We start from the raw sequence: 23,552 nt of genomic DNA, 5'->3' as shown, positions 1-23,552 counted from the left end.
CTTTTGGGCAGCGCGAAAAGGCTCACACCCGGATAGGGTGATGCCTCTATATAAGAGCAAAGTGTAGGCTCGATGGCCAGATAAGTCTTTGCTTTTTACCCCTTGTTTAACGCGTTTCAAGAAAGATTCTTGCTTAAAATTGCCACCCATGAAAACACTCGACAAGTTTGACCTCGCGATCCTGCATGAATTGCAGACCGACGGCCGCTTGAGCAATGCCGAACTCAGCACCCGCGTCGGCCTGAGCGCCGCACCCTGCTGGCGGCGCGTCAGGGCACTGGAGGACGGCGGCTTCATCAAGGGTTACCGCGCGGAGATAGACCGCCACAAGATCGGCCTGGGCGTGCTGGCTTTTGTGCGCCTGGATGCGGATCGCAACACGGGCGATGCGACCAGCGCGATGGAGGAAGCCATCCGCAAATTGCCTGAGATCATCGCCTGTCACTACATCAGCGGCACCGGAACCTTCGAGTTGCAGGTGGTGGCCCGGGACCTGGACAGCTTCTCGCGCTTCGCTCTGAAAAGCCTGCTGAACCTGCCCAATGTGAAGGATATGCACACCAGCTTTTCCCTGGGCGAGATCAAGTCCAGCAGCGTGCTGCCGCTGGGCCATTTGTCAGACAAGACACCCTGACCGCCCGCGCCCTGCGTGGATGCCGCCCGCTCGCCGTTTCATCCATGTTTTCAGTGCTTTTTATGGCTCCAGCCCTTGCTGCACTTGCGCAAGCAGCTCCTGAATTAATAGCAAATCAAGCCTGCTGATGCGCCATCTGCAGATCGAAGTCCGGCAGGTGCGCGACGGCCGCGAATCCCGAAACCTGGGCGCCTGCGCACGCAGTCGGCAAACTGGTCGGCGTTGACGGTGCAGCTGCGGATCTCGCTGCGTTAGGAGGCTTCTTTTCCATCCCGCACGCAGCGCGCCACCAGCGGCAGCAGCGGGTAGCGCAGCACCGCCTCACGCCCGCCCGAACCCAGGCCAAACTCGGCGCGCATACGCGTGTTGCTGTACACGGTCTGCGAGGCGCCTTGCCCGCCTGCGTCGCGGAAAAGCACGTCGGAGGCGCGCGAACTCTCGATCAGCGCGCTGTCATCCACAAACCTCACGCTGAAGTCAATGCCATGTTCACAGCGGTAACGCGCGGCCACTGATCCGGTGCCGGTGGCGGCGCAAGCCGAGAGCAAGGCAAGCGCAGCGAGCAGCAGGCTGCAGCGGGGAAGAAAGGTGGGCGGCAGGCTCATTTGGGCCACAACACCCACAGGCGCAAAGGCTGGCTCACCCGGCTGGCCAGCTCGCCGGCCTGCGGCCCCGTCCCGGCAAAATAGTCGGCCCGCACGGCACCCACAATGGCGCTGCCCGTGTCCTGCGCGATCACGAGTTTTTGCAGGTCTGCCGCCGCGCCGCGCGAGGCCAGCCAGACCGGGGTGCCGTAGGGAATGCTCTCCCGGTCCACGGCGATCGAACGGCCCGGCGTCAGCGGCACGCCTTGGGCGCCGCGCGGGCCGTAGGCCGCGTCCATCTCGCTCAGGGTTTCTTCACGGAAAAAGATATACCGCGGGTTGCTCCACAACAGTTGCGACACGCGCTGCGGATTTTGCGCCGCCCAAACCTTGGTGGATTCGGTCCAGGGCGCGTTCATCCGGCCCTGGCCCTGCTCCATCAGCCACTGGGTGATGCTGCGAAAAGGCTGGTCGTTGGAGCCGGCGAATGCAACACGCACGGTACGCTGCGCACCACCGGCGTCGGTGAGGGCCAGCCGGCCCGAGCCCTGGATGTGCAGCGACATCGCATCAATCGGATCGGCCAGCCAGGCGATCTCCCGCCCGCGCAGTGCGGCCTGCGCCTCGGGCAGCGTCTCGATTTCCTGCCGGGTGTACCAGGGCTTGCGGCTGCCCAGACCGGCCGGGGGCTGGTACAGCGGCACCGGGTAAGCGGCGCCGGGCTGCCGGCTGGCCCTGAGCACGGGTTCGTAATAGCTGGTGAGCAGTCCCTCGGCCGTGCCTTGCAGGGTTTCGACCCGGTAAGGTTGCAGCCGGCCCACCATCCAGGCGCGCTGCTCTTGCCCTGTCGCAATGCTCAGGCGCCGCACCTCGCCACACAGCGGTGCAAACACCGGTCCGGGCCGCTCACAGCTTTTGAGCCAGGCGTTCCAGGCCTCAAACAGCGCGTCATTTTCAAACCCCGGCAGTTCGCTCCAGGCCACCGGCACCCAGCGGCTCTTGCCGCGCACCATGGCGCCCGCCTCTGCGCCTGACCCGGGACGCGCAGGCACGCTGGCGGCGGCCGGCGCCGAAGGCAGGGGGGGTGCAGGCACGGGCGCTGTTGCGCAGGACACCAGGCCCAGCACGGCGGCGATAATGACAAGTGTCGGTGTTATCCGGGGAAAAACAGTCATGGCCTTACTTTTACTCGAAGCCCTGGGGGCCTTGCTCATTCTGGTCTTCATTGTCTGGTGGACGATGTTCTCCGGCCGCAACAAGGGCGAACTCAAAAGCGATGCCCAGCGCGAGGCACCACCGGAAAAACCCGGGGATTCGCCTTAACGCTATAAATTACGGAGCAGATTCGCCAGCTCCACTGCCGACTTTACCTGCATTTTGTCAAAAACCCGGGCCCGGTGCACTTCCACCGTCCGCACGCTGATGTCGAGCTGGTCGGCCACCAGCTTGTTCGGCAAGCCCTCCACGACCAGCTTCATGACGTCGCGCTCACGCTCCGTCAGGCCTTCGAGGCGCGCATGCAGGCCGGTGTGCTTGCTGAGATCGGCCAGCGCCGCTGCCGACTGCATCAACGCCTGCTCGATGCGGTCCACCAGCAGATTGTCGGAAAAGGGCTTCTCGCAAAAATCGAAAGCACCCCGCTTGACGGCATCGACCGCGGTCGGCACGTCGGCGTGACCGGTAAGAAAAATCACCGGCAGGGTGGGCAGCAGGCCATACCCGATCAGCTTTTCGAACATGGCCAGCCCGCTCATGCCGCCCATGCGCACATCGAGCAGGGCACACGAGGGCGTGGCGATGGCGAACCCCCCTGAGATCCGCTCGTCGAATGCCTCGGCGCTGGCAAACGTCTCGCTGGTCAGGCGCCGCGAACGCAGCAACCAGGCCAGCGCCTCGCGCACGCTGGCATCGTCATCCACGATGTAGACCGTGGCATTCTGGATGGGTTCCATGGCTATTCCTTCCCGCAGGCGGGTTTTCAGGCGGACACTTCGGCGACCGCGACGGCGGTGACCGCAGCCGGCAATGTAAAGGTGAAAATCGTACCCTGAGGCTGGCCCGCCGCAAAACCAAGAAACCCGCCGTGCTGCTCGATCACCGTGCGGCACAGGCTCAGCCCCAGGCCCATGCCCTCGGCCTTGGTCGTGAAGAAGGGCGTGAACAGCTGGCGCGCCACGTCCTCCGAAATGCCTTCCCCGTGGTCGATCACGGCAAACTCCACCCAGCGGCTGTGTGCATTGGAGGCCGCCGGCCGCACGCGCAGGATCAACAGCCTGTCGGCGCGCCGGCTTTTGTCCGGCGACTGCATGGCCTGCATGCCGTTGCGCGCCAGGTTGAGCAGCACCTGCTCGACCATGGTCCGGTCGCACAACACCGGCGCGCAGCTTTCGTCCACCTGGATCAGCACCCGGACCCCCAGCTTGCGGGCCTGCAGGCTGACCAGCGGCAGCACCGCGTCGAGCAGGGCGCGCGGCGTGACGGGCTCGCGCACCTGGTCGCGCCTGCGCACAAAGTCATGCACGCTCTTGATGACCTTGCCGGCGCGTTCGGCCTGCTCGGCAATGCGGCGCATCGCCAGCTGCAGGTCCTGGTTGTCGGGCGGCTGCGGTTCGCCGGCCACCGCGCTTTGCAGCAAATTCAGCGAGCCGGTCGCGTAGCTGGAAATGGCGGCCAGCGGCTGGTTCAGTTCGTGGCTCAGCAGCGAAGCCATCTCGCCGACCGTGGCCAGCCTGGCCGTGGCCTGCAGCCGGTCCTGGCTGGCCCGCGACAACTCCTCGACGCGCCGCTGTTCGCTGACGTCGAGGATGGCGGTCATCCAGCCGGTCTGTTTGCCCACGGCGTTGATCAGCGGCGCCTCGATGATCAGCACCGGAAACCGCGAGCCATCCCGGCGCATGAAGACGGACTCGAAGCCTTCCCGCGGCAGGGTGGCGCCGACGGCCAGTCGCCGCGCCTGCCGCTGCTCGTACTCCTCGACCTGCTCGGGCGGCCAGTATGGCGGCGGCGTGCCGTGCTTGAGCAACTCGCCGGCCTCCAGCCCCACCATCTGGCAAAAGGCCGGGTTCACGTAGGTCACGCGACCCTGCAGGTCCCTGGCCCGCATGCCGGTGACCAGCGAATCCTCCATGGCCTTGCGAAAGGCCAGCGCGTCGGCCAGGTCATGCTCGACCTTCAGGCGCCGGCGCATGTCGCGCCCGAGCAGCGCCAGCACGGCGACCAGCGCCAGCGACATGGCCGCCACCAGCGCGGTCAGCAGGTTGGGAAACAGGGCCGGCGTTCCGAGCTGGCGCTCCATACGGAGAACCATGGTGTTGCCCGGCAGATCGAGCAGTTGCTGCGCGACATAACCGCGGTTGCCGCGGGCCGGGTTGCCGTACATGGCCAGGCGCGTGCCGTCGGCCTCGGTGAAAGCCAGGCCGTGACCACGCGCCAACTGCCGGCCCACCAGCTCGGACAGGATCTCCTGCAGCGAATAGGTCGCCAGCAGGTAGCCCGTCAGCTGTCCGCCCGCCAGCACCGGCAGGCACATGTCCAGCACCTCCAGCCCCAGCCCATCGGCCTGCGGCAAAAAGTAGCTGCTCGAATAGGCCGGGCCGCTGAAACGGCGCGCCGCCGCGCAGGCAAAACTGACGTCGGTCTGCGCGCTGGCGCGCCCGAGCCGCTCAAACACCGAAGGCCGGTAAGGCGTTTGTGCATAGGAGACCGGCGCCAGCGCCGCATCGCGCCACTCCAGCCGCAACATCTCCCGGTGTTCGTGCAGCAGCGCGGACGCGGGCACACGCCATGCAGCCGGATCCGGGCTGCTGGCCTGCAAGGCCTGGATGCCCTGGACGTTGCGTGTCAATGCGGCGCGAATGTCGGTGGTTGTCTGCACCGCGTCCTGCTCCAGCCGGCTTTGCACCTGGCTGGACTCGTAGCGCCCGGCGAGCCAGACCAGCGTGGACAACAGGCCGAGCAGCAGCGCCACCAGCAGGGCCCACAGACCCCAGCGCCGGCTCCAGCGCCGCCGGTCCGGAGACGGTTCGGCGCGGCTGGCCGCTTCGCTGGGTTCGCTGGGCTCGCTCACAACACCCCGTGGTCCAGCGCGGGCAGCTGCAGGCGAACCGCCCGCAACCTGTCCGCGCTCACCTCGGCCATGACCACGGCGGGGCCCTGGGCCTGCTGACCCAGCACGTCACCCCAGGGGTCGACCACCAGGCTCTGGCCCCAGGTGCGGCGCCCGTTGTCGTGTTCGCCCCCCTGGGCCGCAGCCACCACATAGGCCAGGTTTTCAATCGCGCGCGCGCGCAGCAGGACTTCCCAGTGCGCCTGGCCGGTGGTCCGCGTGAAGGCGCTGGGCACCAGGAGCAGGTCCGCCTTCATGGCCCGGTACAGCTCGGGAAAACGCAGGTCGTAACAGACGCTCAGGCCGACCCGGTAACAGTGGCCATCGACCGAGGGAAGCTCGAAGGTCACCGGCGTTGCGCCGCTTTCAATCACACGCGACTCGTCGTACTGCTCCAGCCCGTTGTCAAACCGGAACAGGTGAATCTTGTCGTAACGCGCGACGCACTGACCCGTCGACGCATACACCAGCGAGCTGTTGCGCACATGCTGGCGGTCGCTGGCGCCAAGCGGCACGGTGCCGCCCACAATCCAGAGCCCCAGTTCGCGCGCGGATCGGGCCAGAAAATCCTGGATCGGGCCCTCGCCGGCGGCCTCCTGCACCGCGAGCTTGTCGGTGTCCTTCAAACCCATCACGCAAAAATACTCGGGCAGCACCGCCAGCTCGGCGCCCTGTGCGGCAGCTCGCTCCAGCAACTGCCTGGCCATGACCAGGTTGGCGGGGAGGCTGGTCCCCGAAACCATTTGAAGGGCGGCGACGTGCATGGCTACTTCCTTGCTCCGGTATCCTCGTCGGGCTTCTCGCCGGGCTTGACCTCGGCCGCGGCCTTGCGATCCACCTTGGTGATTTTCGGGTTGGTCCAGGTTCCGTCAATGTGGAATTCCTGGGTCGCCGCCTCGGTCAGCGGGCGGCGCAGGAAATACTGGGCCAGGAAGGAGCCCAGGCCAATCGCCGGATTGATGACGGTGGCAATCAGGGACGCGGTGCCTGCGTTGATCTCAGGCACCACCACCACCGTCAGGTCCTGGGTTTCTTTGGCGATGTCGGCCTTGCCCTCCATCAGCACGGCGGCGTTGACGCCCTTCATCTGCAGGTTGTTGGTAAACGCCAGGCCCTGGTTGATGCTGACGTCGCCGCGCACGAAGTCAAAGGAAAAGCCGTCCGAAAACACGTCGCGGAAATCCAGCGTCAGGCGCCGGGGCAGGGCCTGCAGGCTGAGCACCCCGAGCAGCTTGGCAATGCCCGGTTCGGCCTTGAGGAACTGGCCGGAGGCCACATTCACATTGAACTGCCCGCTCAGGCTCGGGTAGTCCAGGCTCAGCGGCGAGCCCACCCAGGCGATCTGGCCTTCGAGCTTGCCCTTGCCGCGACGGATCACATCGCTCATGCCAAAGCGCTTGAGCAGTTCGCCCGAATCGGCAATGTCGAGCCTGAAGTTCATCACGCTGCGGCGCCGCTCGACCGCCCCGCGCGCCCCGCCCGCAGCCACCGGCTGCTGCGCATTGACGGCCACCCAGTTGCCGGTGGCCGTCAGCGTGGCCTCCGGCACGATGACATTGAGCTTGTTGAGCCGCCACTCGCGCGCGCCCCCTTCGCGGGCCACCGTCCCGGCGCCGCGGTTGATGGCTTCAATTTCAACCCGGCCCAGTTTCTTGCCGCGCAGCTCCAGGTCTTCCACCACGATGTCGAGAGCCGGGACGTTGGCAGGCTGCTCGTTGAGGATGGCCTCGACCTCGCTGGCCGTGCTCTGGCCCAGGCTCAGGCGCGACAGGCGCGCATACAGCCGTCCGGCACCCGCGCCGCCGGCCTGGCGAAACTCGACGTACCCATTGAGCTCGGTCGCGTCGATGTTGGCGCGCCAGGTCAGACCGTCACGCGATCCGCCGAGCACGACGTTGTTGAGTTTTCGTCCGTCGAACACCAGCTCCCTGGCACGTATCGCCATGGTGGTCGGCAGATAACCCAGCACGGCGCTGGCGGGGGTCAGCCGCTCGGCCGGTGCCGCGGCAACCGGCGCCGGGCTGGCGGCCAGCACTTGCTCCCAGGCATCGATGTCAACACTCGCGAGATTGATGTTGGCGGCCACCCCGGCCTCAGGCACCGGTGCACTTTCACCAGGCTCCAGGCCAATGGCAATGCTGCCGCGCAACACACGGGGCTCCGACCCGCTGATGTCGCGCACGTACTGCACCAAGGCCAGCCGCCCCACGGTCAGTGACAGCTGGTCCTGCAGGGCCTGCCCTGCAGTCGCGCCACGCACAACCGTGTTGTCAAAACGCACCGGCAGGGCGGTCTCGGCACTCTTGTTCAGGGGAGCCGGCAGGCTCAAGGCCATGCCCTGCAGGTTGCTGGACACACTGATCTCGGTGGCGCCGCGCCAGAAGCCGAGGCTGGCGGTGTAGGCGGCGCTGCCGCTGGCGCGGCTGCCCAGGCGCGACACCAGATCGAGCCCCCGGGCTTGGCGCAGCCCCTCGGCGCTCAGGGTGCCCTGGGCCCGAATGAGCACGGTCGCATCCGGAAACTCCGCGGGCCGGACCGCGCCGGCCTGCGCTGTGCGCGTGCCCCCCTCCAGGCGGACGTCGCCGCCCAGCAGGCGCGCCTGTCCGCCACTGATGGCAAAGCCGCTTTCGGTGAAGCTCACCAGGGCCTTCGCCCGGGTGAGCTGCGGCGTGTCCGGTGTGAACTGCACATCGTTGCCGGCCAGGCTGACACTGCCTTTCACCCTGGACTTGTCGAGGTCGTCCAGCGGCAGGCTCAGTTCAAGCTTGTAGCCGGCTGTCCCGGTCGCCACGGTGGTGGCCAGCGCCTGGCCGGTGATGTCGCCCAGGGGCGAGGTATTGACGACTGCCACGGCCTCGGCCAGCGGCCCTTTGAGCTCGCCCACCACCTGCACCGTGGCACCGTGCATGAGGTTGGGAATCCGCGCGTCGGCCTTGACCACCTGCAAACCGGGAAAACCGGCGATCCGCCCCGTCGCGCCATTGACCTGCATGGAGGCACGGTCGAACACCAGTTCGCCATCAAGCTCGCTCAGGGCCGGCCAGGCGCCGGCGTCACGCGGCTGTATCGACCGGGGCACATAGGCCAGGGTCGCCTTGGCCACCCTGGCCGACACCCGGAACTCGCCGAGCTTGGGGTCGGCAAACGGCATGTCATTCAAATTGCCCTTGAGCCGGAATTTCACGTCGCTGAGCGCACCCTGGGTCACCGCATCACGCACATAGTGGCGCACCGTGTCGGGCAGGATCAGGGGCAGGTAGCGATGCACCCGGCCGCCGTCGCCGCGGCTCAGGCTGCCCTGCAAATCCAGCACACCGGGAAAGCGGCCGTCGTGGGCGGCGCCGCCGGCAGCCGCTGCCGGTGCGTCTGCGGTGTGCCAGCTGGCCTGCGCGCTGCCCTGGGCATCGGCGTTGGCAAACACCAGGTTGCGCAGCTGCAATTCGATTTTCGGGCCGGTCAGCTTCCATTGGGCGTCGGCCGACAGCTGGTCGAACGGCAGGCGCGGGTCTTCGAAAATGCCGGGCAAATGCAGGTCGCCATTGGTGATCCTGACTTTGGCCTGTCCGCCCTGCTGGGTCAGGTCAAAATCCACCGCCGCACCCCGCACACCGGGCCGGTCGCTTGTCCCCTGGGCCGCGGCCTGGGGTGCAACTTCAAGCTGCGACACCCGCCCCTTGGCGGCGTAGGCAAGAGGCGCATCGAGCGCGCCCTGCCAGCGCGCTTCAACGACGTCCACCAGGCCCCTGGGCGTCAGCGAGGTGAGCATGGCATGCGCCGCATCGCCCAGCGGCAGCCGGCTGGCGATCAGCGCCAGCGCGGCCAGATCGAGTTTGTCCGCGCGGAACTCGCCGCGTGCAGCTGCCTTGCCCTCGGCACCGGTGTAGACCAGCGACACATTGCCGCCCGGCCACTGCAGGCCATCGCGGGTGCGAAACTGCAGCCCTTCGGTGGCGAACTCGAAGCCGTTGGCAAACTGCCGGCCGCCAAAACGGCCGCTCACGGCCTGCAGCGCCAGGGGTTGCAGGGCCTTGCCCAGTTGCGCATCCACCTCCAGCAGCGCCACATCGGCCGTGCCGCCGGTGATCTGCCCGTCACTGACATCGGCCCAGACCCGCAGCGCGCCGCTGCCCGCCCGCAGGTCGATCCCCAGGCTGGCCAGGTTGGCGTAACGCTTGACCTCGGACACATCGACCCGCCCGAACTCGGCATACATCTGCCCGGCCCAGCGGCGCCACTGGCCGGCGCCGCCCGACCACAGCGGCTCGCGAAACACACCGCGCAGGCTGAAACGCTCGCCCCATTCGGGCGGCGGCGTCGCATCCAGGCGCATCAGGTGGCGCCGGCCCGGGTTGCGCAAGGTCCAGTCCACCTGGGTCAGGGCCAGCAGCGGGACCTGCCGCAGGTCGTCGGTCCAGCGCACCGTGCCGCCGCGAATGACAAACTCGGTTTGCGAAAAAACCCAGTCGGCGATGGCGCTGCTGTCGTCGTTGGGGTCGGGCGACACATCCAGGCCGGCCACATAAATCTTGCCGTCGGACGTGCGCCGGATATCCAGCTCGGGCCGGTCGATGTAAAGCTGCTCAAAACCCAGACCCCACAGCGAGGACGGCGAGACGGCCGCCAGCACGCGCGGCAGGCGCAGGGCTTCGCGCCCCTGGGCGTCCAGCAACGCCACATCGCGCAGCTCGAAGGACGGAATCAGCCCGCCCGGCCGGGCCGTGATCTGGCCGATGCGCACCGGTACACCCAGGACCTGGCTGGCTGCTGTTTCCAGGCGCGGGCGGAATTCGCCGATTCGCGGCACAATCCAGCCGTGAAGCACGGCCCAGGCCGCGCCGAAAAGCACCCAGAAAGCCAGCACCAGGCCCAAGGCCAGGCGGGCAACCAGCGCGGCAATTTTGAGACGTCGAGAGGCAAGCGCCGGCTGGGAGGGTGTCGTTTGATCCATGGACATGAGAATTATGACCTTCAGCGCTTCCGTCCGTTCAATGCAAGCCAGGGAAGTCCTGTAATGTCCATGCCATCGACCGACCTGTCGGCCCAGCCCCTGGCGGCATCGGGCTATTCGCGGTTTGTGCAGCGCATACGTCGGCGTTACGCCGACGAGTTGGCCTTGTTGCCCCCCGGTGCACCCGAGCGGGCCGGCATGCAGATCACCTACGACGCCTTGCAGGCACGCGGACTGGACACCGGTTCGGCCTTGCGGGTGTTGCGCCAGCTGGTCATGGAACGTCTCGTGGTTCTCGACTGCGACGGTGGCCAGGCCCCTCTGCAGGTCATCACCAAAGCCATGACCGAGCTGGCCGAACTGGCGCTGGACATCGCCATCTGCGAGTCGCGCAAGCCGCTGGACGCGCTGCATGGCGCACCCCAGGCACTCGACATGCCGGGCGCCCCGGCCGGGCAGCGCGCCCAGCTGTGGGTGATCGGCATGGGCAAGCTCGGGGCCAGGGAGCTCAATGTCTCCAGCGACATCGACCTGATCTACGTCTATGACCACGACGGCGAGACCGCCGGCCGGGCCGATGGCCGGGGCGTCATTTCCAACCACGAATATTTCGCGCAGCAGGTCAAGGCCATCTACAACCTGATTGGCGAGGCCACCGAACACGGTTTTGTGTTCCGGGTGGACCTGGCCCTGCGGCCCAACGGCAACTCGGGCCCGGCCGCCGTCTCGCTGGGCGCGCTGGAAGAATACTTCCAGGTCCAGGGGCGCGAATGGGAGCGTTTTGCCTGGCTCAAGAGCCGGGTGGTGGCGCCGCTCGAATGTATCCAGAACGGCTCGGCCCAGGCCATGCGCGGGTCCGTGCTGCCTTTTGTCTTCCGGCGCTACCTCGACTACAACGTGTTCGACGCGCTGCGCATCCTGCACCGGCAGATCCGCGAACACGCCGCCAAACGGGCGGCAGGCCACCCCGAGCGCGCCAACGACGTGAAGATGTCGCGCGGCGGCATCCGCGAGATTGAATTTACCGTGCAGCTGCTGCAGGTCGTGCGCGGCGGGCAGTTCCCCGAGCTGCGCACCCGCCCGACGGTCGATGCGCTGCAGCGGGTGGCCAGCGCCGGACTGATGGCGCAGGCCACGGCCGAGGCGCTGATGCGGGCCTACGATTTCCTGCGCCGGGTCGAGCACCGCATCCAGTACCTCGATGACCAGCAGACCCACGTGTTGCCGACGCGCGATGACGACCTGGCCTGGATTGCCCAGACCCTGGGTTACAGCAGCTGCTGCCCGTTTCTGAGCGAGCTGGACACCCACCGGGAGCTGGTCGCCCAGGAGTTCGACACGCTGCTGGGACAAAAAAGCGACTGCAAGGGCTGCGGCAAGTCGGCCCCGGCCGCACCGCAAAACCTCGACGAACTGCTGGAAAAACTGTCGGACCAATGGCCCGACAAATTTCGCGTCCGGGTGGAGTTGTGGCGCGAGCACCCGCGCGTGCTGGGGCTGCGCGACGACGCCAGGACGCGCCTGACGCGGCTGGTGCAGCGCACCGCGCAGTGGCTGCTCGAAGGCAAGGTCGGCGAGGAAGCGGCGGTGCGCATCGTCGACTGGATCGAGCCGCTGCTGCGCCGGGAAAGTTATCTGGCGCTGCTGGTGGAACGTCCCGCCGTGCATGAGCGCCTGTTGCGCCTTCTGGGCGCGGCCAAATGGCCGGCGCGTTACCTGCTGCAGCACCCGGGTGTGATCGATGAGCTGGCCAGCGACGCCATGCTGCATGAACGGTTTGACGCCGCCGCCTTCATGCAGGAACTGCAGCAGCGGCTGGCCGCCCTGCGCCGCACCGGCGAGGACGACGAGGAAAGCTGCCTGAACCTGCTGCGCCGTGCGCACCATGCCGAGCTGTTTCGCACGCTGGCGCGCGACGTCGAAGGTCAACTCACGGTTGAGCAGGTCGCCGACGACCTCAGCGCCCTGGCCGAAGCGGTGCTCAAGGTCACGACCGACTGGTGCTGGCAGCGCCTGAAAAACCGCCACCGCGAGACCCCGCAGTTCGCCATCATTGCCTACGGCAAGCTGGGCGGCAAGGAGCTCGGCTACGGCAGCGACCTGGACATCGTGTTCGTTTATGACGACGAGGACGAGCGGGCCTCGGAGGTGTATGCCGCTTTTGTGCGCAAGCTGATCAACTGGCTGACCATCAAGACCGGCGAGGGCGACCTGTTCGAGATCGACACCGCCTTGCGGCCCAACGGCAACTCCGGGCTGCTGGTCACGCGTTTCGAGGCCTACGCCAACTACCAGCAGCAGCGCGGCAGCAACACCGCCTGGACCTGGGAACACCAGGCCATCACCCGCGCCCGTTTTGTCCAGGGCAGCGACGCCCTGCGCCAGCATTTTGACGCCGTGCGGCTGGCCGTGATCAGCGCCGCGCGCGACATCCCGGCCCTGAGCCGCGAGATTGTCGCGATGCGCGAGAAAGTACGCGCCGCCCATCCAATAAAACGCCCCCACGCTACGCTGCCCCCCGAGGGGGCGCCCGCGCCCAGGGGCGGTCCGTCGGCGCTCAAGGGTGAAAAAACCACGGAGAAATTCGACGTCAAGCACAGCCCCGGCGGCATGGTGGACGCCGAATTTGTCGTGCAGTTTCTGGTGTTGTCCCAGTCGCGCAGCCACCCGGAGCTGGCCGACAACGTCGGCAACATCGCACTGCTGCAGCGCGCCGAAGCCGCCGGCCTGCTGCCCGCCGGCCAGGGCCAGGCGGCGGCCCGCGCCTACCGCGCGCTGCGCCGGGTGCAGCACCAGGCGCGCCTCAATGAAGAGCCAACCCAGGTTGTGCCGTCGGCGCTGCAGTCCGAACGCGAGGCCATCCTGGCGGTGTGGCACACGGTGTTCGAAGCCGGCGAGCCCCACGCTGGCGCCTGAACAACGCTTCCGAGCCTTCGCCCCTGGCCGCCGTGCATGAAATTCATACAATTGAAACAATTGTTTTAATTAAATCAATCGTTTGATTTATGGTCCAATCGGGCCCATGAAACCCTCCCTGCCTGTCCACCCCCCCGCCGGCGGACCCGAAACCCGCAAGCAACGCGCCGACGGTGCCGAAGCGCGGGCCCACCTGCTGCTCAGCGCACTGAAGCTGTTCGCCGAAAAGGGCTTTGCCAAAACATCGACGCGCGAGATTGCGCATGCGGCCGGTGCCAACCTTGCCGCGATCAGCTACTATTTTGGCGACAAGGCCGGGCTGTACCGCGCGGTTTTCACCGAACCATTGGGCAAACCCTGCGACGACATCGCGCGCTACCTGCCGGCACACCTGACACTGCGGCAGGCCCTCGAAGGTTTTATCGGGGGCTTTCTGGAGCCCCTGAAGCTGGGCGACCTGGTGCAACAACTCACCCGCCTGCACTTTCGCGAAATGCTGGAACCGACCGGCCTGTGGGCCGAGCAGCTCGACAACAACATCCTGCCGGCGCACGCCGCACTGGTGGAAGTGCTGGGCCGCCATCTGGGCGTCACGAAACCCGACGACGATGTGCACAGGCTGGCGTTTTCCATCACCGGGCTGGCCATGCAGACCTTCATCAGCCGCGACCTGATCGTGACGGTCCGGCCGCAACTGATTGCCACGCCCAAAGCCATCGACCTGTGGGCCGCGCGCCTGGTGGATTTTGCCGAAGCCATGGTCGCGGTGGAACGCGCCCGGCGCCAGTCCCCCCTTCCCGTGAAAAAGAACAAGCCATGAAAAAACCCCGTTTCATTGTCTGCGCCCTGGTGCCGCTGCTGCTGGGCGCCTGCGCCCTGCAAAGCCCCCCGGCGGCGGTTTCTGCCAACGCCCCCTCGCAATGGTTTGCCCCCTTGCCGGCACAGGCCGGCAGCGCGGGCCTGCCGCACAACGGCGCCCTGACTGACCTGACCCAATGGTGGCAGCAGCAGGGCGACCCCTTGCTGGTCGAACTGATCGCCGCCGCCCAGGCGGTGAGCCCGACCGTGGCCACGGCGCGTTCGCGCATCGAGCAGGCCCGCGCCACGCGGGTGGCCGCCGGCGCGGCCCTGCTGCCCTCGCTCGATGCCACGGCCAGTACCAGCCGGGGCCGCTCGCAGCAGGCCACCGGGCCGGGCCCGGCGCCGGTCACGACCACCACGCAGACCGGCCTGCAGGCGAGTTGGGAAATCGACGTGTTCGGCGGCCGGCTGGCCGGCCGCGATGCCGCCGGCGAACGCCTGACCGGCGCCCGGGCGCAGTGGCACGACGCGCGCGTCTCGGTGGCGGCGGAAGTGGCCAACCAGTACTACAGCCTGCGCACCTGCCGCCAGCTCGAGGCGGTGACACGGGCCGACGCCAGGTCACGCGGCGAGACGGCGCGCCTGTCGGGGCTGAGCACCGGCGCCGGTTTCACCGCACCGGCCACCGACGGGCTGGCTCGCGCCAGCGCGGCTGAAGCCCGCGGCCGGGCCACACAACAACGCGCGCAGTGCGAGCTCGACCTGAAGGCGCTGGTGGCCCTGACCGGTCTGACCGAACCGGATATAAGACAAAAAGTGGCCGCGACGCCCGACCTGCCTGCGGTAACAGCTATGATTTCAATAGCACACGTACCGGCCAGCGCCCTCGCGCAGCGTCCCGACGTGTTCAACGCCGAGCGCGATGTCGCGGCCGCCAGCGCCGACGTCGGCAGCGCGCAGGCCGAGCGTTACCCGCGCCTGAGCCTGAGTGGTGCCATCGGCAGCTCGCGTTTTCGCGCCGGCGGCGTGAGCACCACACTGGACACCTGGTCCATCGGGCCGCTGGCCCTGACCTTGCCGCTGTTCGATGGCGGCCGCCGTGCGGCCGACGTCGATGCGGCGCAGGCGCGTTACGAGGAAGCGGCCGCGCTGTACCGCGCGCGGGTGCGGCAGGCCGTGCGCGAGGTCGAGGAAGCCCTGGTCACGCTGCAGAGCACCGCTGAACGCGAAGGCGATGCCCAGACCGCGGTGACCGGTTACCGCGCATCCTTCACCGGCACCGACGCGCGTTACCGCAATGGCCTGGCCAGCCTGGTTGAACTGGAAGACGCGCGGCGCGCGCAACTCGGTGCCGAAACCGCCTTGGCCACGCTGCAGCGCGAACGCCGCTCGGCCTGGGTGGCGCTGTACCGCGCCATGGGCGGCGGCTGGACGCCGGCCATGACCGGCCCCGAGGCCGGCCCTTCCGCCTCGTCGAATGCACAGGCCGCACCCGCCCGGCCCTGAGTTTTTCCCCTCTTGACTGTCCCTGTTTGATTCCAAGAACACCATGAAAAAATTCAAACTCAAACCCGTTGCCGTGATCGCCCTCGTTGTTGCCGCGGTGGCCGCAGGCGCCTTCTTTTTCCTGTCGTCCGGAAAATCCGGGGACGCCGCCGCAGACGCCAAGGCCGCGCCCAAGCCGGCCCTGACCGTGACCGCCGCGCAGCCGCAGCCGGCGCGCCTGCCCCTCATGCTGGCCGCCAACGGCAACATCGTGGCCTGGCAGGAAGCCATCATCGGCTCCGAATCGAACGGCCTGCGCCTGACCGAGGTGCGGGTCAATGTCGGTGACGTGGTCCAGGCCGGTCAGGTGCTGGCGACCTTTTCAACCGAAAGCGTGCAGGCCGACGTGGCACAGGCGCGCGCCAGCCTGCTGGAAGCGCAGGCCAGCGCGGCCGACGCCGCGGCCAATGCCGAACGCGCGCGCACGCTGCAGAACTCGGGCGCGCTGAGCACCCAGCAGATCAACCAGTACCTGACGACCGAAAAAACCGCCCGGGCGCGCGCCGAGGCGGCGCAGGCCGTGCTGGGCGCGCAGCAGCTGCGCGGCCGGCAAACCCAGGTGCTGGCGCCCGACAGCGGCGTGATCTCCGCGCGCACAGCCACCGTAGGCGCTGTCGTCAGCGCCGGCACCGAGCTGTTTCGGCTGATCCGCAAGGGCCGGCTCGAGTGGCGCGCTGAAGTGACCTCGGCCGAGCTCGGCCGCCTCACGGCCGGCACCACCGCGGTTGTGCGCCCCGCCAGCGGTGGCGAGATCCAGGGCCGCGTGCGCATGATTGCGCCCACGGTCGACCCGCAGACGCGCTCGGCGCTGGTGTATGTCGATCTGCCCATCCTGCCCGCCAAAAATTCACCCGCCAAGGCCGGCATGTTTGCGCGCGGCGAATTCAACCTTGGCAGTTCGGACGCGCTGACGGTGCCGCAGCGCGCCATTGTTGTGCGCGACGGCTTCAACTTTGTGTTCCGCCTGGCACCCGACAACCGCGTCAGCCAGGTCAAGGTGGTGACCGGCCGGCTCGCGGGCGACCGGGTCGAGGTGCTCTCCGGCCTGGCGCCAGACGCGCGCATCGTGGTCGATGGCGCCGGCTTCCTCAACGACGGCGACCTGGTCCGCGTCAGTGAAGCCGCAGTAGCAAATAAAGCCGCAGCCATTGCTGCGCCTGCGCCTCAAGCTACTAAATAGGGAGCTTTCTGATGAACGTTTCCTCCTGGTCGATCAAGAACCCGATCCCCGCGATCATGCTGTTTGTGCTGCTGAGTTTTGCCGGCATGTTGTCGTTCAACGCCATGAAGGTGCAAAACTTTCCCGACATCGACCTGCCGACCGTCAGCATCTCGGCCTCACTGCCGGGCGCCGCGCCGGCGCAGCTTGAAACCGAAGTGGCGCGCAAGCTCGAGAACTCGATTGCCACGGTGCAGGGCCTCAAGCACATCTACACCAAGGTGCAGGACGGCGGCGTCACCATCACGGCCGAGTTCCGCCTCGAAAAACCGGTGCAGGAAGCCGTCGATGACGTGCGTTCAGCGGTCGCGCGCGTGCGTTCCGACCTGCCCGGTGACGTGCGCGACCCGATTGTCAGCAAGGTGGACCTGGCCGGCCAGCCGGTGCTGGCCTTCACCATCAGCTCGCCGCGCATGGATGCCGAGGCGCTGTCCTGGTTTGTCGACAACACGGTCTCGCGCAAGCTGCTGGCCGTGCGCGGCGTGGGCGCAGTCAACCGCGTGGGCGGCGTGACACGCGAGGTGCGCGTGGCGCTCGATCCCTCCAAGCTGCAGGCGCTGGGCGCCAGCGCCGCCGACATCTCGCGCCAACTCAAGCAGGTGCAGACCGAAAGCGCCGGCGGGCGCACCGACCTGGGCGGCAGCGAACAGCCGGTGCGTACATTGGCCACGGTGAAATCCGCCGACGAGCTGGGCCGGCTGGAGCTGGCGCTCAGCGACGGCCGGCGCATCCGGCTCGACCAGGTGGCCACGGTCAGCGACACCGTTGCCGACCCGCGCTCGGCTGCGCTGCTCGACGGCAAACCCGTCGTGGGTTTTGAAGTGGCGCGCAGCCGCGGCGAAAGCGAGGTCACGGTGGGTGCCGCGGTGCAGGTGGCGCTGGCCGAACTCAAGCTGCAGCATCCCGACCTGGTGCTGACCGAAGCCTTCAACTTCGTCAAACCGGTCGAGGAAGAATACGACGGCTCGATGGCCCTGCTCTACGAGGGCGCGCTGCTTGCCGTGCTGGTGGTCTGGCTGTTCCTGCGCGACTGGCGCGCCACCTTTGTCTCGGCCGTAGCGCTGCCGCTGTCGGTGATTCCGGCCTTCATCGGCATGTACCTGCTGGGTTTTTCGATCAACGTGGTGACGCTGCTGGCGCTGTCGCTGGTGATCGGCATCCTGGTCGACGATGCGATTGTCGAGGTGGAAAACATCGTGCGGCATTTGCGCATGGGCAAGACGCCCTACCAGGCGGCGATGGAAGCGGCCGACGAGATTGGGCTGGCGGTGGTGGCCACCACCTTCACGCTGATTGCGGTGTTCCTGCCGACCGCGTTCATGAGCGGTGTGGCGGGCAAGTTCTTCAAGCAGTTCGGCTGGACCGCCTCGCTGGCGGTGTTCGCCTCGCTGGTGGTGGCGCGTGTCCTCACCCCCATGATGGCGGCCTACCTGCTCAAACCCATCGTCGGCGAGCACAAGGACCCGGCCTGGATGAAGCTGTACATGCGTGCGGCCACCTGGTGCCTCAAGCACCGCGTGACCACCATGGTCGCGGCGACGGTTTTTTTCATCGGCTCCATCCTGCTGATTCCGCTGCTGCCCACCGGCTTCATTCCGCCCGACGACAACTCGCAGACGCAGGTCTATCTGGAACTGCCACCCGGCACCAGCCTGGCGCAGACCGAAGCCGCGGCCGAACAGGCGCGCCTGCTGGTCAGCCAGGTCGAGCATGTGCGCAGCGTCTACACCACCATAGGCGGGGGCAGCGCGGGCACCGACCCGTTTGCCATGGCCGGCGCGTCGGAGACGCGCAAGGCCACGCTGACGGTGCTGCTGACCGAACGCAGCGAACGCCCGCGCAAGCAGGGCATTGAAAACAAGATGCGTGCAGCCCTCGAAGCCTTGCCCGGCGCGCGCACCAAGGTCGGCCTGGGCGGCTCGGGCGAAAAATACGTGCTGGTGCTGACCGGCGAAGACCCGGTGGCGCTGCAGGCAGCGGCGCTGGCCGTGGAAAAGGATTTGCGCACCGTGCCGGGCCTGGGCAGCGTGGCCTCGAGCGCCAGCCTGATCCGCCCCGAAATCGCCGTGCGGCCGGACTTCGCGCGCGCCGCCGACCTCGGTGTGACCAGCGCGGCCATCGGCGAGACGCTGCGCATTGCGACCCTGGGCGACTACGACGTGTCGCTGCCCAAACTGAACCTGCCTGAACGCCAGGTGCCGATTGTGGTGAAGCTGGCCGACGCGGCACGCCAGGACCTCAGCGTGCTCGAACGCCTCTCGGTGCCCGGGACCAAAGGCCCGGTCATGCTGGGCCAGGTCGCGACGCTGGAGATTGCCGGCGGCCCGGCCGTGATCGACCGCTATGACCGTTCACGCAATGTCAACTTCGAGATCGAGCTGTCGGGCCTGCCGCTGGGCGACGTGACCAAGCTGGTTCAGGAATTGCCTGCCGTGAAAAACCTGCCGGCCGGCGTCAAGGTGGTGGAGATCGGCGATGCCGAAGTCATGGGCGAGCTGTTTGCCAGCTTCGGCCTGGCCATGCTGACCGGCGTGCTCTGCATCTACATCGTGCTGGTGCTGCTGTTCAAGGACTTCCTGCACCCGGTGACGATTCTGGCCGCGCTGCCGCTGTCCCTGGGCGGCGCTTTTGTCGGCCTGCTGATTGCGCAAAAGAGTTTTTCCATGCCTTCGCTGATCGGCCTGATCATGCTGATGGGCATCGCGACCAAAAACTCCATCCTGCTGGTCGAATACGCCATCGTTGCGCGCCGCGGCAACGACGGCAGCAACGGCCACCCGGTGGTGGCGCCGATGTCGCGCCGCGACGCCCTGCTGGACGCCTGCCACAAGCGGGCCCGGCCCATCATCATGACCACGCTGGCCATGGGCGCCGGCATGATGCCGATCGCCTTTGGCTTCGGCGCGGCCGACCCGAGCTTTCGCTCGCCGATGTCGATTGCCGTGATCGGCGGCTTGATTACTTCCACCGTGCTGAGCCTGCTGGTGGTGCCGGCGGTGTTCACCTACATCGACGACATCGAGCACGGCATCAGGCGCCTGGCAAACCGGCTGCGCGGCCGCAAGGAATCGCCCGAGACGGGGCAGGCAACGCTGGCGGCAGACGCGAAGCCGGCGCAGTTGCCGGCGCCCTGAGCGGGTGGCAGCCCTTGGCCCAAGGTCGAAATTTGAGCAAAAATGGCCTCCAGCCCTTATAAACCGGGCGCTATCAGCTATTGAATCAATAGCGCCGCGGAAGCAGGGACGCGCTCACGGGGCCTGGCGGATCCTGCGTACCAGCGCGCTGGTCGAGTAGCCGTCGACAAACGCAATCGCCAGCGCCTGGCCGCCGTAACTCCGGACCACGGCGGTCTCGGCGAGCTTGTCCATGTCGTAGTCGCCACCCTTGACCAGGATGTCGGGCCGCAGTTCGTTGATCAGTTCCAGCGGCGTGTCTTCGTCAAACCAGGTGACCAGGCTCACCGCTTCAAGCGCCGCCATCAGCACGGCGCGGTCTTCCTCGTTGTTGAGCGGGCGGTCCGGGCCCTTGCCCAGGCGCCGGGCCGATACATCGGTATTGAGCGCCACCACCAGGCTGGCGCCCAGCGCCCGTGCCCGGGCCAGGTAGGTCGCATGGCCGCGATGCAGCACGTCAAACACGCCGTTGGTGAACACCACAGGCCGCGGCAAGGCGGCGACGCGCTGCGCCGCCTGCTCGCGGGAAACGATTTTTTGCGTGAAAAGGGGAGAAGAAGGGGGAGGGGATGCGCCTTGCATCACGCCACTTTAACGGAAGGCCGCCGCCACCCTCTCGACCCGCAGGCTGCCGTCGGGCATCAGGCGCCGGTAGCCACCGGTGCCGGGGCGACCGATGCCGCGATTTCCTTGCTCAGTTCCTTGCGGTAGCGGTTGAGCTCCTGCACGGTCTTGAAACTCTGGTTCATCAGCAGGCTCATGTTGTGCAGGATGCGTTCGACCACCTTGCCTTCCCAGGCGGCGTCGAAATTGATCTGCTTGTCCAGCCAGTGCTCCAGCCACTCGGGGTTGGGCAGGCGCGACTGGATGGTGTCGCGCGGAAACAGGGCCTTGTTCACGTGCAGGTTGGTCGGGTGCAGGGCCTGCGCCGTGCGCCTGGCACTGGCCATCAACACGCCGACCTTGGTGAAGGCGGCCTTGGCGTCGTTGCCGAAATTGTTGATGGCACGTTTCATATAGCGCAGGTAGGCCCCGCCGTGGCGCGCCTCGTCCTGGCTGAGCTGGGTGTAGATCTGCTTGATCACGGGTTCGGTGTGCCACTCGCTGGCACGCCGGTACCAGTGGTTGAGCCGGATCTCGCCGCAGAAATGCAGCATCAGGGTCTCGAGTGCGGGGGCCGGTTCAAATTCGAAGCGGACCTCGTGCAGCTCTTTTTCGGTCGGGACCAGCTCGGGACGGAAGCGCCGCAGGTACTCCATCAGCACCAGCGAGTGTTTCTGCTCTTCAAAAAACCAGATCGACATGAAAGCGGAAAAGTCGCTGTCGTCCTTGTTGTCGCGCAGGAACATCTCGGTGGCCGGCAAGGCGGCCCACTCGGTGATCGCATTCATCTTGATGGTCTGCGCCTGCTCGTCGGTCAGCTTGGACGCGTCGAAACTCGCCCAGGGAATGTCCTTGTCCATGTCCCAGCGGACGGATTCGAGCTGTTTGAAAAGTTCTGGATAAAGCATACGCACTCCTTACGCGGCACACACCGCACTAGATTCACCCTGATTTTAGGGGCTGAATGTGACAAGCTTTTTCAAGCAGGCTTTACAGCCCCGCATTCATGCGGGGTTCAAAGGATGGCGCGCTTTTGCACGCCCCTTCAACCCTTCTACACCCTTGCGCCGGCCTTGGGTAGCGGTCAACGCCGCCAGAAAGCAGCCACGCCGGCTCAGGGCTGCGCCTGGCGCCAGCGCTGGAGTTCCGGCTCGATGGCGGCAAAGCTGGCCAGCACCCGCACGCCCGGCAGGCTGCGGCGCTGAAGGACGGGACAGGCGCCCCCGGTCCAGATCTCGACAGCCGGCGGCAACAGGCCGCGCAGGTCGCGCAGCCCCTGCGTGACATCCTTGGGGTTGAGGCTGGCGCTGAAGCTGAGCACCACGATGCGGGCACCGTGCGCCAGCACCGCCCGGGCGATGTCGGGCACCGGCGTCTGCACGCCCAGCGACAGGCAGTTGCAGCCCTGCAGGGCCAGAAAGGTTTCGGCCATCAGCAGGCCCAGCCCGTGCGACTCCTGCGGAAACGTGGTCAGCAGCACCCGGGGCGACGCGGCGCCGCCCACGCCCAGGCTGCTGATGCCGTGGCGCAGCACGGCCGTCACCGACTCGGTGTAGAAGTGCTCCTCGAAAATTTCCAGCCGGCCATCCATCCAGGCGTCGCCGATCAAGGTGTTGAGGGGCGCCACCAGCGTGCTGACGAAAGGCGCCAGGCCCAAGGCCTGCACGGCGGCGGACAGGGTGTGGCGCAGGCCCAGCGCGTCGTGGCGCTTGACCAGCTCGAAACAGGTCTGGATCTGCGGCGCGAGAACGTCGCCCGCCGCCGTCACGGCGGTCTTGCCGCGCGGACCCTGCGGACGCTGCTTGCTGCCGCCGGCCTGGCGGCCCAGGGCCTGCAGGTCGGCATGCGGCAAACCCACCACCTGCCCGGGCCGGTGCCCGGTGTCCAGCAGGCGCTTGATCAGCCGCAACTGCTCGAGCTGCTCGCGTGAATACAGGCGTTCGCCATGGACGTCGCGGCCGGGCACGGGAAACAGGTAGCGGCGCTCCCAGACCCGCAAGGTGTCCTTGGACAGGCCGGTGTCACGTTCGACCGCGGCAATCGTGAAGCCGGGGGCATAGGCCTCGGCCTGGCAGGGAATTACCGGACCGGGCAGGGAGGGATCGGGGGGCAGCATGCTTGAATCTGATCGGGCCCACACTGCGTATTTCCGTCAGTGGGGAGGCAGGTTTCCGGTAGTTTGATTTTGTTGCGCGCAGACTGCGCAACAAGGCCTTCCATTATTCAACAGCGAGCAAGATCATGAAGCACCCGTCCCTCAAACCCTGGCTGATGCTGGCGCTGCTGGCGGGCATGGCGGCCCTCACGCCCGGCCGTGCAGCCCCACCCGGCGCTGCTGCAGCCCAAGGGGCGCCGGCCTGCGCCCCCTTGCTGCAACACAGCTTTTTGCGTCTGCAGGACGAAAAGCCCCAGACCCTGTGCCAGTACAGCGGCAAGGTGCTGGTGGTGGTCAACACCGCCAGCTTCTGCGGTTTCACCCGCCAGTACGCGGGCCTTGAAGCGCTGTATGCGCGCTACCGGGACCAAGGCCTGGTGGTGCTGGGCTTTCCGTCCAACGACTTTTCGCAGGAGAGCGGCAGCAACAGGGAGATTGCCGATTTCTGCGAAAACACCTTCGGCGTGAAGTTTCCGATGTTCGTCAAATCCGGCGTGTCCGGCACAACGGCCAACCCGCTGTTCCGGCAACTGGCCAGACAGACCGGCCAGAGGCCACGCTGGAACTTTCACAAGTACGTCGTGGCCCGCGACGGCCAGCGCGTCACCAGCTTCAACACCGCCACCGACCCCCATGACCCTGCTTTTTTGAAGGACATCGAGGAGAAGCTCCTAGGCAGATAAATACCAATCGGTAATAATCTGACCATTAAGTCTTTTTAAGAACTTCACGGGCAACATCTTTTCTTCCCCTACCTTCACCTGATCCATGGCTTCTGTGACATTAACAAATTTTTACATCCGCCAGGCTATCCGGGAGGGGAACTGCGGGCGGGGTCGCGGACTCATACCCTTGTCGGCACTGGCACG

At 66.9% G+C, this 23,552-nt stretch carries 17 protein-coding genes; 8 read left to right on the top strand and 9 right to left on the bottom strand.

The features are described from left to right. The first annotated feature begins 148 nt into the window (after positions 1-148). Positions 149-634 (top strand): Lrp/AsnC family transcriptional regulator, encoded by a 486-nt coding sequence (locus PSV40_RS08030; RefSeq protein ID WP_300536349.1) that lies wholly within the window; start codon positions 149-151, stop codon positions 632-634. Positions 635-885: 251 nt separating this feature from the next. Here the strand turns inward: PSV40_RS08030 and PSV40_RS08025 are convergent, their stop codons facing one another. Then, positions 886-1,239 (bottom strand): hypothetical protein, encoded by a 354-nt coding sequence (locus tag PSV40_RS08025; RefSeq protein ID WP_300536348.1) that lies wholly within the window; start codon positions 1,237-1,239, stop codon positions 886-888. Further along, positions 1,236-2,393, bottom strand: coding sequence for an MltA domain-containing protein (locus PSV40_RS08020; protein ID WP_300536346.1), 1,158 nt, complete (start codon positions 2,391-2,393; stop codon positions 1,236-1,238). Before PSV40_RS08020 ends, PSV40_RS08025 begins: the two co-directional genes overlap by 4 nt. Here PSV40_RS08020 and PSV40_RS08015 point away from each other — a divergent pair. Beyond that, entirely contained in the window at positions 2,392-2,541 is a 150-nt protein-coding gene (locus PSV40_RS08015) for a hypothetical protein (RefSeq protein WP_300536344.1), read from the top strand. The genes PSV40_RS08020 and PSV40_RS08015 overlap by 2 nt on opposite strands. Before the next feature lie 2 nt (positions 2,542-2,543). On the opposite strand, the gene PSV40_RS08010 is transcribed toward PSV40_RS08015, so the two are convergent. The 4 genes from PSV40_RS08010 to PSV40_RS07995 all read right to left on the bottom strand — a co-directional run bounded on the left by PSV40_RS08010 (position 2,544) and on the right by PSV40_RS07995 (position 10,277). Continuing rightward, complete coding sequence (locus tag PSV40_RS08010) at positions 2,544-3,170, bottom strand: response regulator (protein WP_300536342.1); 627 nt, start codon at positions 3,168-3,170, stop codon at positions 2,544-2,546. 26 nt (positions 3,171-3,196) lie between these two features. Further along, complete coding sequence (locus tag PSV40_RS08005; protein WP_300536587.1) at positions 3,197-5,200, bottom strand: ATP-binding protein; 2,004 nt, start codon at positions 5,198-5,200, stop codon at positions 3,197-3,199. 80 nt (positions 5,201-5,280) lie between these two features. After that, positions 5,281-6,087: a carbon-nitrogen hydrolase family protein gene (locus PSV40_RS08000; RefSeq protein WP_300536340.1), complete on the bottom strand. Its 807-nt coding sequence runs from the start codon at positions 6,085-6,087 to the stop codon at positions 5,281-5,283. Between the two features lie 2 nt (positions 6,088-6,089). Then, complete coding sequence (locus tag PSV40_RS07995) at positions 6,090-10,277, bottom strand: YhdP family protein (RefSeq protein WP_300536338.1); 4,188 nt, start codon at positions 10,275-10,277, stop codon at positions 6,090-6,092. A 57-nt stretch (positions 10,278-10,334) separates the two neighbouring features. Here PSV40_RS07995 and glnE point away from each other — a divergent pair, with 57 nt between their 5' ends. The 5 genes from glnE (at position 10,335) to PSV40_RS07970 (ending at position 19,886) form a co-directional block, all read left to right on the top strand. Continuing rightward, a complete protein-coding gene (gene glnE, locus PSV40_RS07990) occupies positions 10,335-13,187 on the top strand; it encodes a bifunctional [glutamate--ammonia ligase]-adenylyl-L-tyrosine phosphorylase/[glutamate--ammonia-ligase] adenylyltransferase (RefSeq protein ID WP_300536337.1) in 2,853 nt (950 codons plus the stop codon). 106 nt (positions 13,188-13,293) lie between these two features. After that, positions 13,294-14,007, top strand: a complete 714-nt coding sequence (locus PSV40_RS07985) for a CerR family C-terminal domain-containing protein (RefSeq protein ID WP_300536336.1) — start codon at positions 13,294-13,296, stop codon at positions 14,005-14,007. Beyond that, positions 14,004-15,494, top strand: coding sequence for an efflux transporter outer membrane subunit (locus PSV40_RS07980; protein ID WP_300536335.1), 1,491 nt, complete (start codon positions 14,004-14,006; stop codon positions 15,492-15,494). Before PSV40_RS07985 ends, PSV40_RS07980 begins: the two co-directional genes overlap by 4 nt. 43 nt (positions 15,495-15,537) lie before the next feature. Further along, positions 15,538-16,713 carry an efflux RND transporter periplasmic adaptor subunit gene (locus tag PSV40_RS07975; RefSeq protein ID WP_300536334.1) on the top strand — a complete coding sequence of 392 codons (1,176 nt, stop codon included), beginning with the start codon at positions 15,538-15,540 and terminating at the stop codon, positions 16,711-16,713. Positions 16,714-16,724: 11 nt separating this feature from the next. Beyond that, positions 16,725-19,886 (top strand): efflux RND transporter permease subunit, encoded by a 3,162-nt coding sequence (locus tag PSV40_RS07970; protein WP_300536332.1) that lies wholly within the window; start codon positions 16,725-16,727, stop codon positions 19,884-19,886. Between the two features lie 114 nt (positions 19,887-20,000). Here PSV40_RS07970 and rfaE2 read toward each other — a convergent pair whose 3' ends face one another. The 3 genes from rfaE2 to PSV40_RS07955 form a co-directional block, all read right to left on the bottom strand. Then, a complete protein-coding gene (rfaE2, locus tag PSV40_RS07965) occupies positions 20,001-20,507 on the bottom strand; it encodes a D-glycero-beta-D-manno-heptose 1-phosphate adenylyltransferase (RefSeq protein ID WP_300536330.1) in 507 nt (168 codons plus the stop codon). A gap of 59 nt (positions 20,508-20,566) precedes the next feature. After that, positions 20,567-21,436 (bottom strand): ferritin-like domain-containing protein, encoded by an 870-nt coding sequence (locus tag PSV40_RS07960; RefSeq protein ID WP_300536329.1) that lies wholly within the window; start codon positions 21,434-21,436, stop codon positions 20,567-20,569. A 206-nt stretch (positions 21,437-21,642) separates the two neighbouring features. After that, positions 21,643-22,644, bottom strand: coding sequence for a MerR family transcriptional regulator (locus PSV40_RS07955; RefSeq protein WP_300536327.1), 1,002 nt, complete (start codon positions 22,642-22,644; stop codon positions 21,643-21,645). A gap of 125 nt (positions 22,645-22,769) precedes the next feature. Between PSV40_RS07955 and PSV40_RS07950 the strand changes: the two genes are divergently transcribed. After that, positions 22,770-23,366 carry a glutathione peroxidase gene (locus PSV40_RS07950; protein ID WP_300536326.1) on the top strand — a complete coding sequence of 199 codons (597 nt, stop codon included), beginning with the start codon at positions 22,770-22,772 and terminating at the stop codon, positions 23,364-23,366. Positions 23,367-23,552 lie beyond the last annotated feature (186 nt).

It is taken from the genome of Polaromonas sp. (assembly GCF_029945925.1).
Taxonomy (GTDB): domain Bacteria; phylum Pseudomonadota; class Gammaproteobacteria; order Burkholderiales; family Burkholderiaceae_C; genus Polaromonas.
The sequence above is the reverse complement of the archived record's forward strand: the minus strand, read 5'-3'. Positions and strand labels throughout refer to the sequence as shown.

Coding starts and splice junctions, on each gene's coding strand:
- PSV40_RS08030 (WP_300536349.1), top strand. CDS start 149: ATGAAAACACTCGACAAGTTTGACCTCGCGATCCTGCATGAATTGCAG.
- PSV40_RS08025 (WP_300536348.1), bottom strand. CDS start 1,239: ATGAGCCTGCCGCCCACCTTTCTTCCCCGCTGCAGCCTGCTGCTCGCT.
- PSV40_RS08015 (WP_300536344.1), top strand. CDS start 2,392: ATGGCCTTACTTTTACTCGAAGCCCTGGGGGCCTTGCTCATTCTGGTC.
- PSV40_RS08020 (WP_300536346.1), bottom strand. CDS start 2,393: ATGACTGTTTTTCCCCGGATAACACCGACACTTGTCATTATCGCCGCC.
- PSV40_RS08010 (WP_300536342.1), bottom strand. CDS start 3,170: ATGGAACCCATCCAGAATGCCACGGTCTACATCGTGGATGACGATGCC.
- PSV40_RS08000 (WP_300536340.1), bottom strand. CDS start 6,087: ATGCACGTCGCCGCCCTTCAAATGGTTTCGGGGACCAGCCTCCCCGCC.
- PSV40_RS07995 (WP_300536338.1), bottom strand. CDS start 10,277: ATGTCCATGGATCAAACGACACCCTCCCAGCCGGCGCTTGCCTCTCGA.
- glnE (WP_300536337.1), top strand. CDS start 10,335: ATGTCCATGCCATCGACCGACCTGTCGGCCCAGCCCCTGGCGGCATCG.
- PSV40_RS07985 (WP_300536336.1), top strand. CDS start 13,294: ATGAAACCCTCCCTGCCTGTCCACCCCCCCGCCGGCGGACCCGAAACC.
- PSV40_RS07980 (WP_300536335.1), top strand. CDS start 14,004: ATGAAAAAACCCCGTTTCATTGTCTGCGCCCTGGTGCCGCTGCTGCTG.
- PSV40_RS07975 (WP_300536334.1), top strand. CDS start 15,538: ATGAAAAAATTCAAACTCAAACCCGTTGCCGTGATCGCCCTCGTTGTT.
- PSV40_RS07970 (WP_300536332.1), top strand. CDS start 16,725: ATGAACGTTTCCTCCTGGTCGATCAAGAACCCGATCCCCGCGATCATG.
- rfaE2 (WP_300536330.1), bottom strand. CDS start 20,507: ATGCAAGGCGCATCCCCTCCCCCTTCTTCTCCCCTTTTCACGCAAAAA.
- PSV40_RS07960 (WP_300536329.1), bottom strand. CDS start 21,436: ATGCTTTATCCAGAACTTTTCAAACAGCTCGAATCCGTCCGCTGGGAC.
- PSV40_RS07955 (WP_300536327.1), bottom strand. CDS start 22,644: ATGCTGCCCCCCGATCCCTCCCTGCCCGGTCCGGTAATTCCCTGCCAG.
- PSV40_RS07950 (WP_300536326.1), top strand. CDS start 22,770: ATGAAGCACCCGTCCCTCAAACCCTGGCTGATGCTGGCGCTGCTGGCG.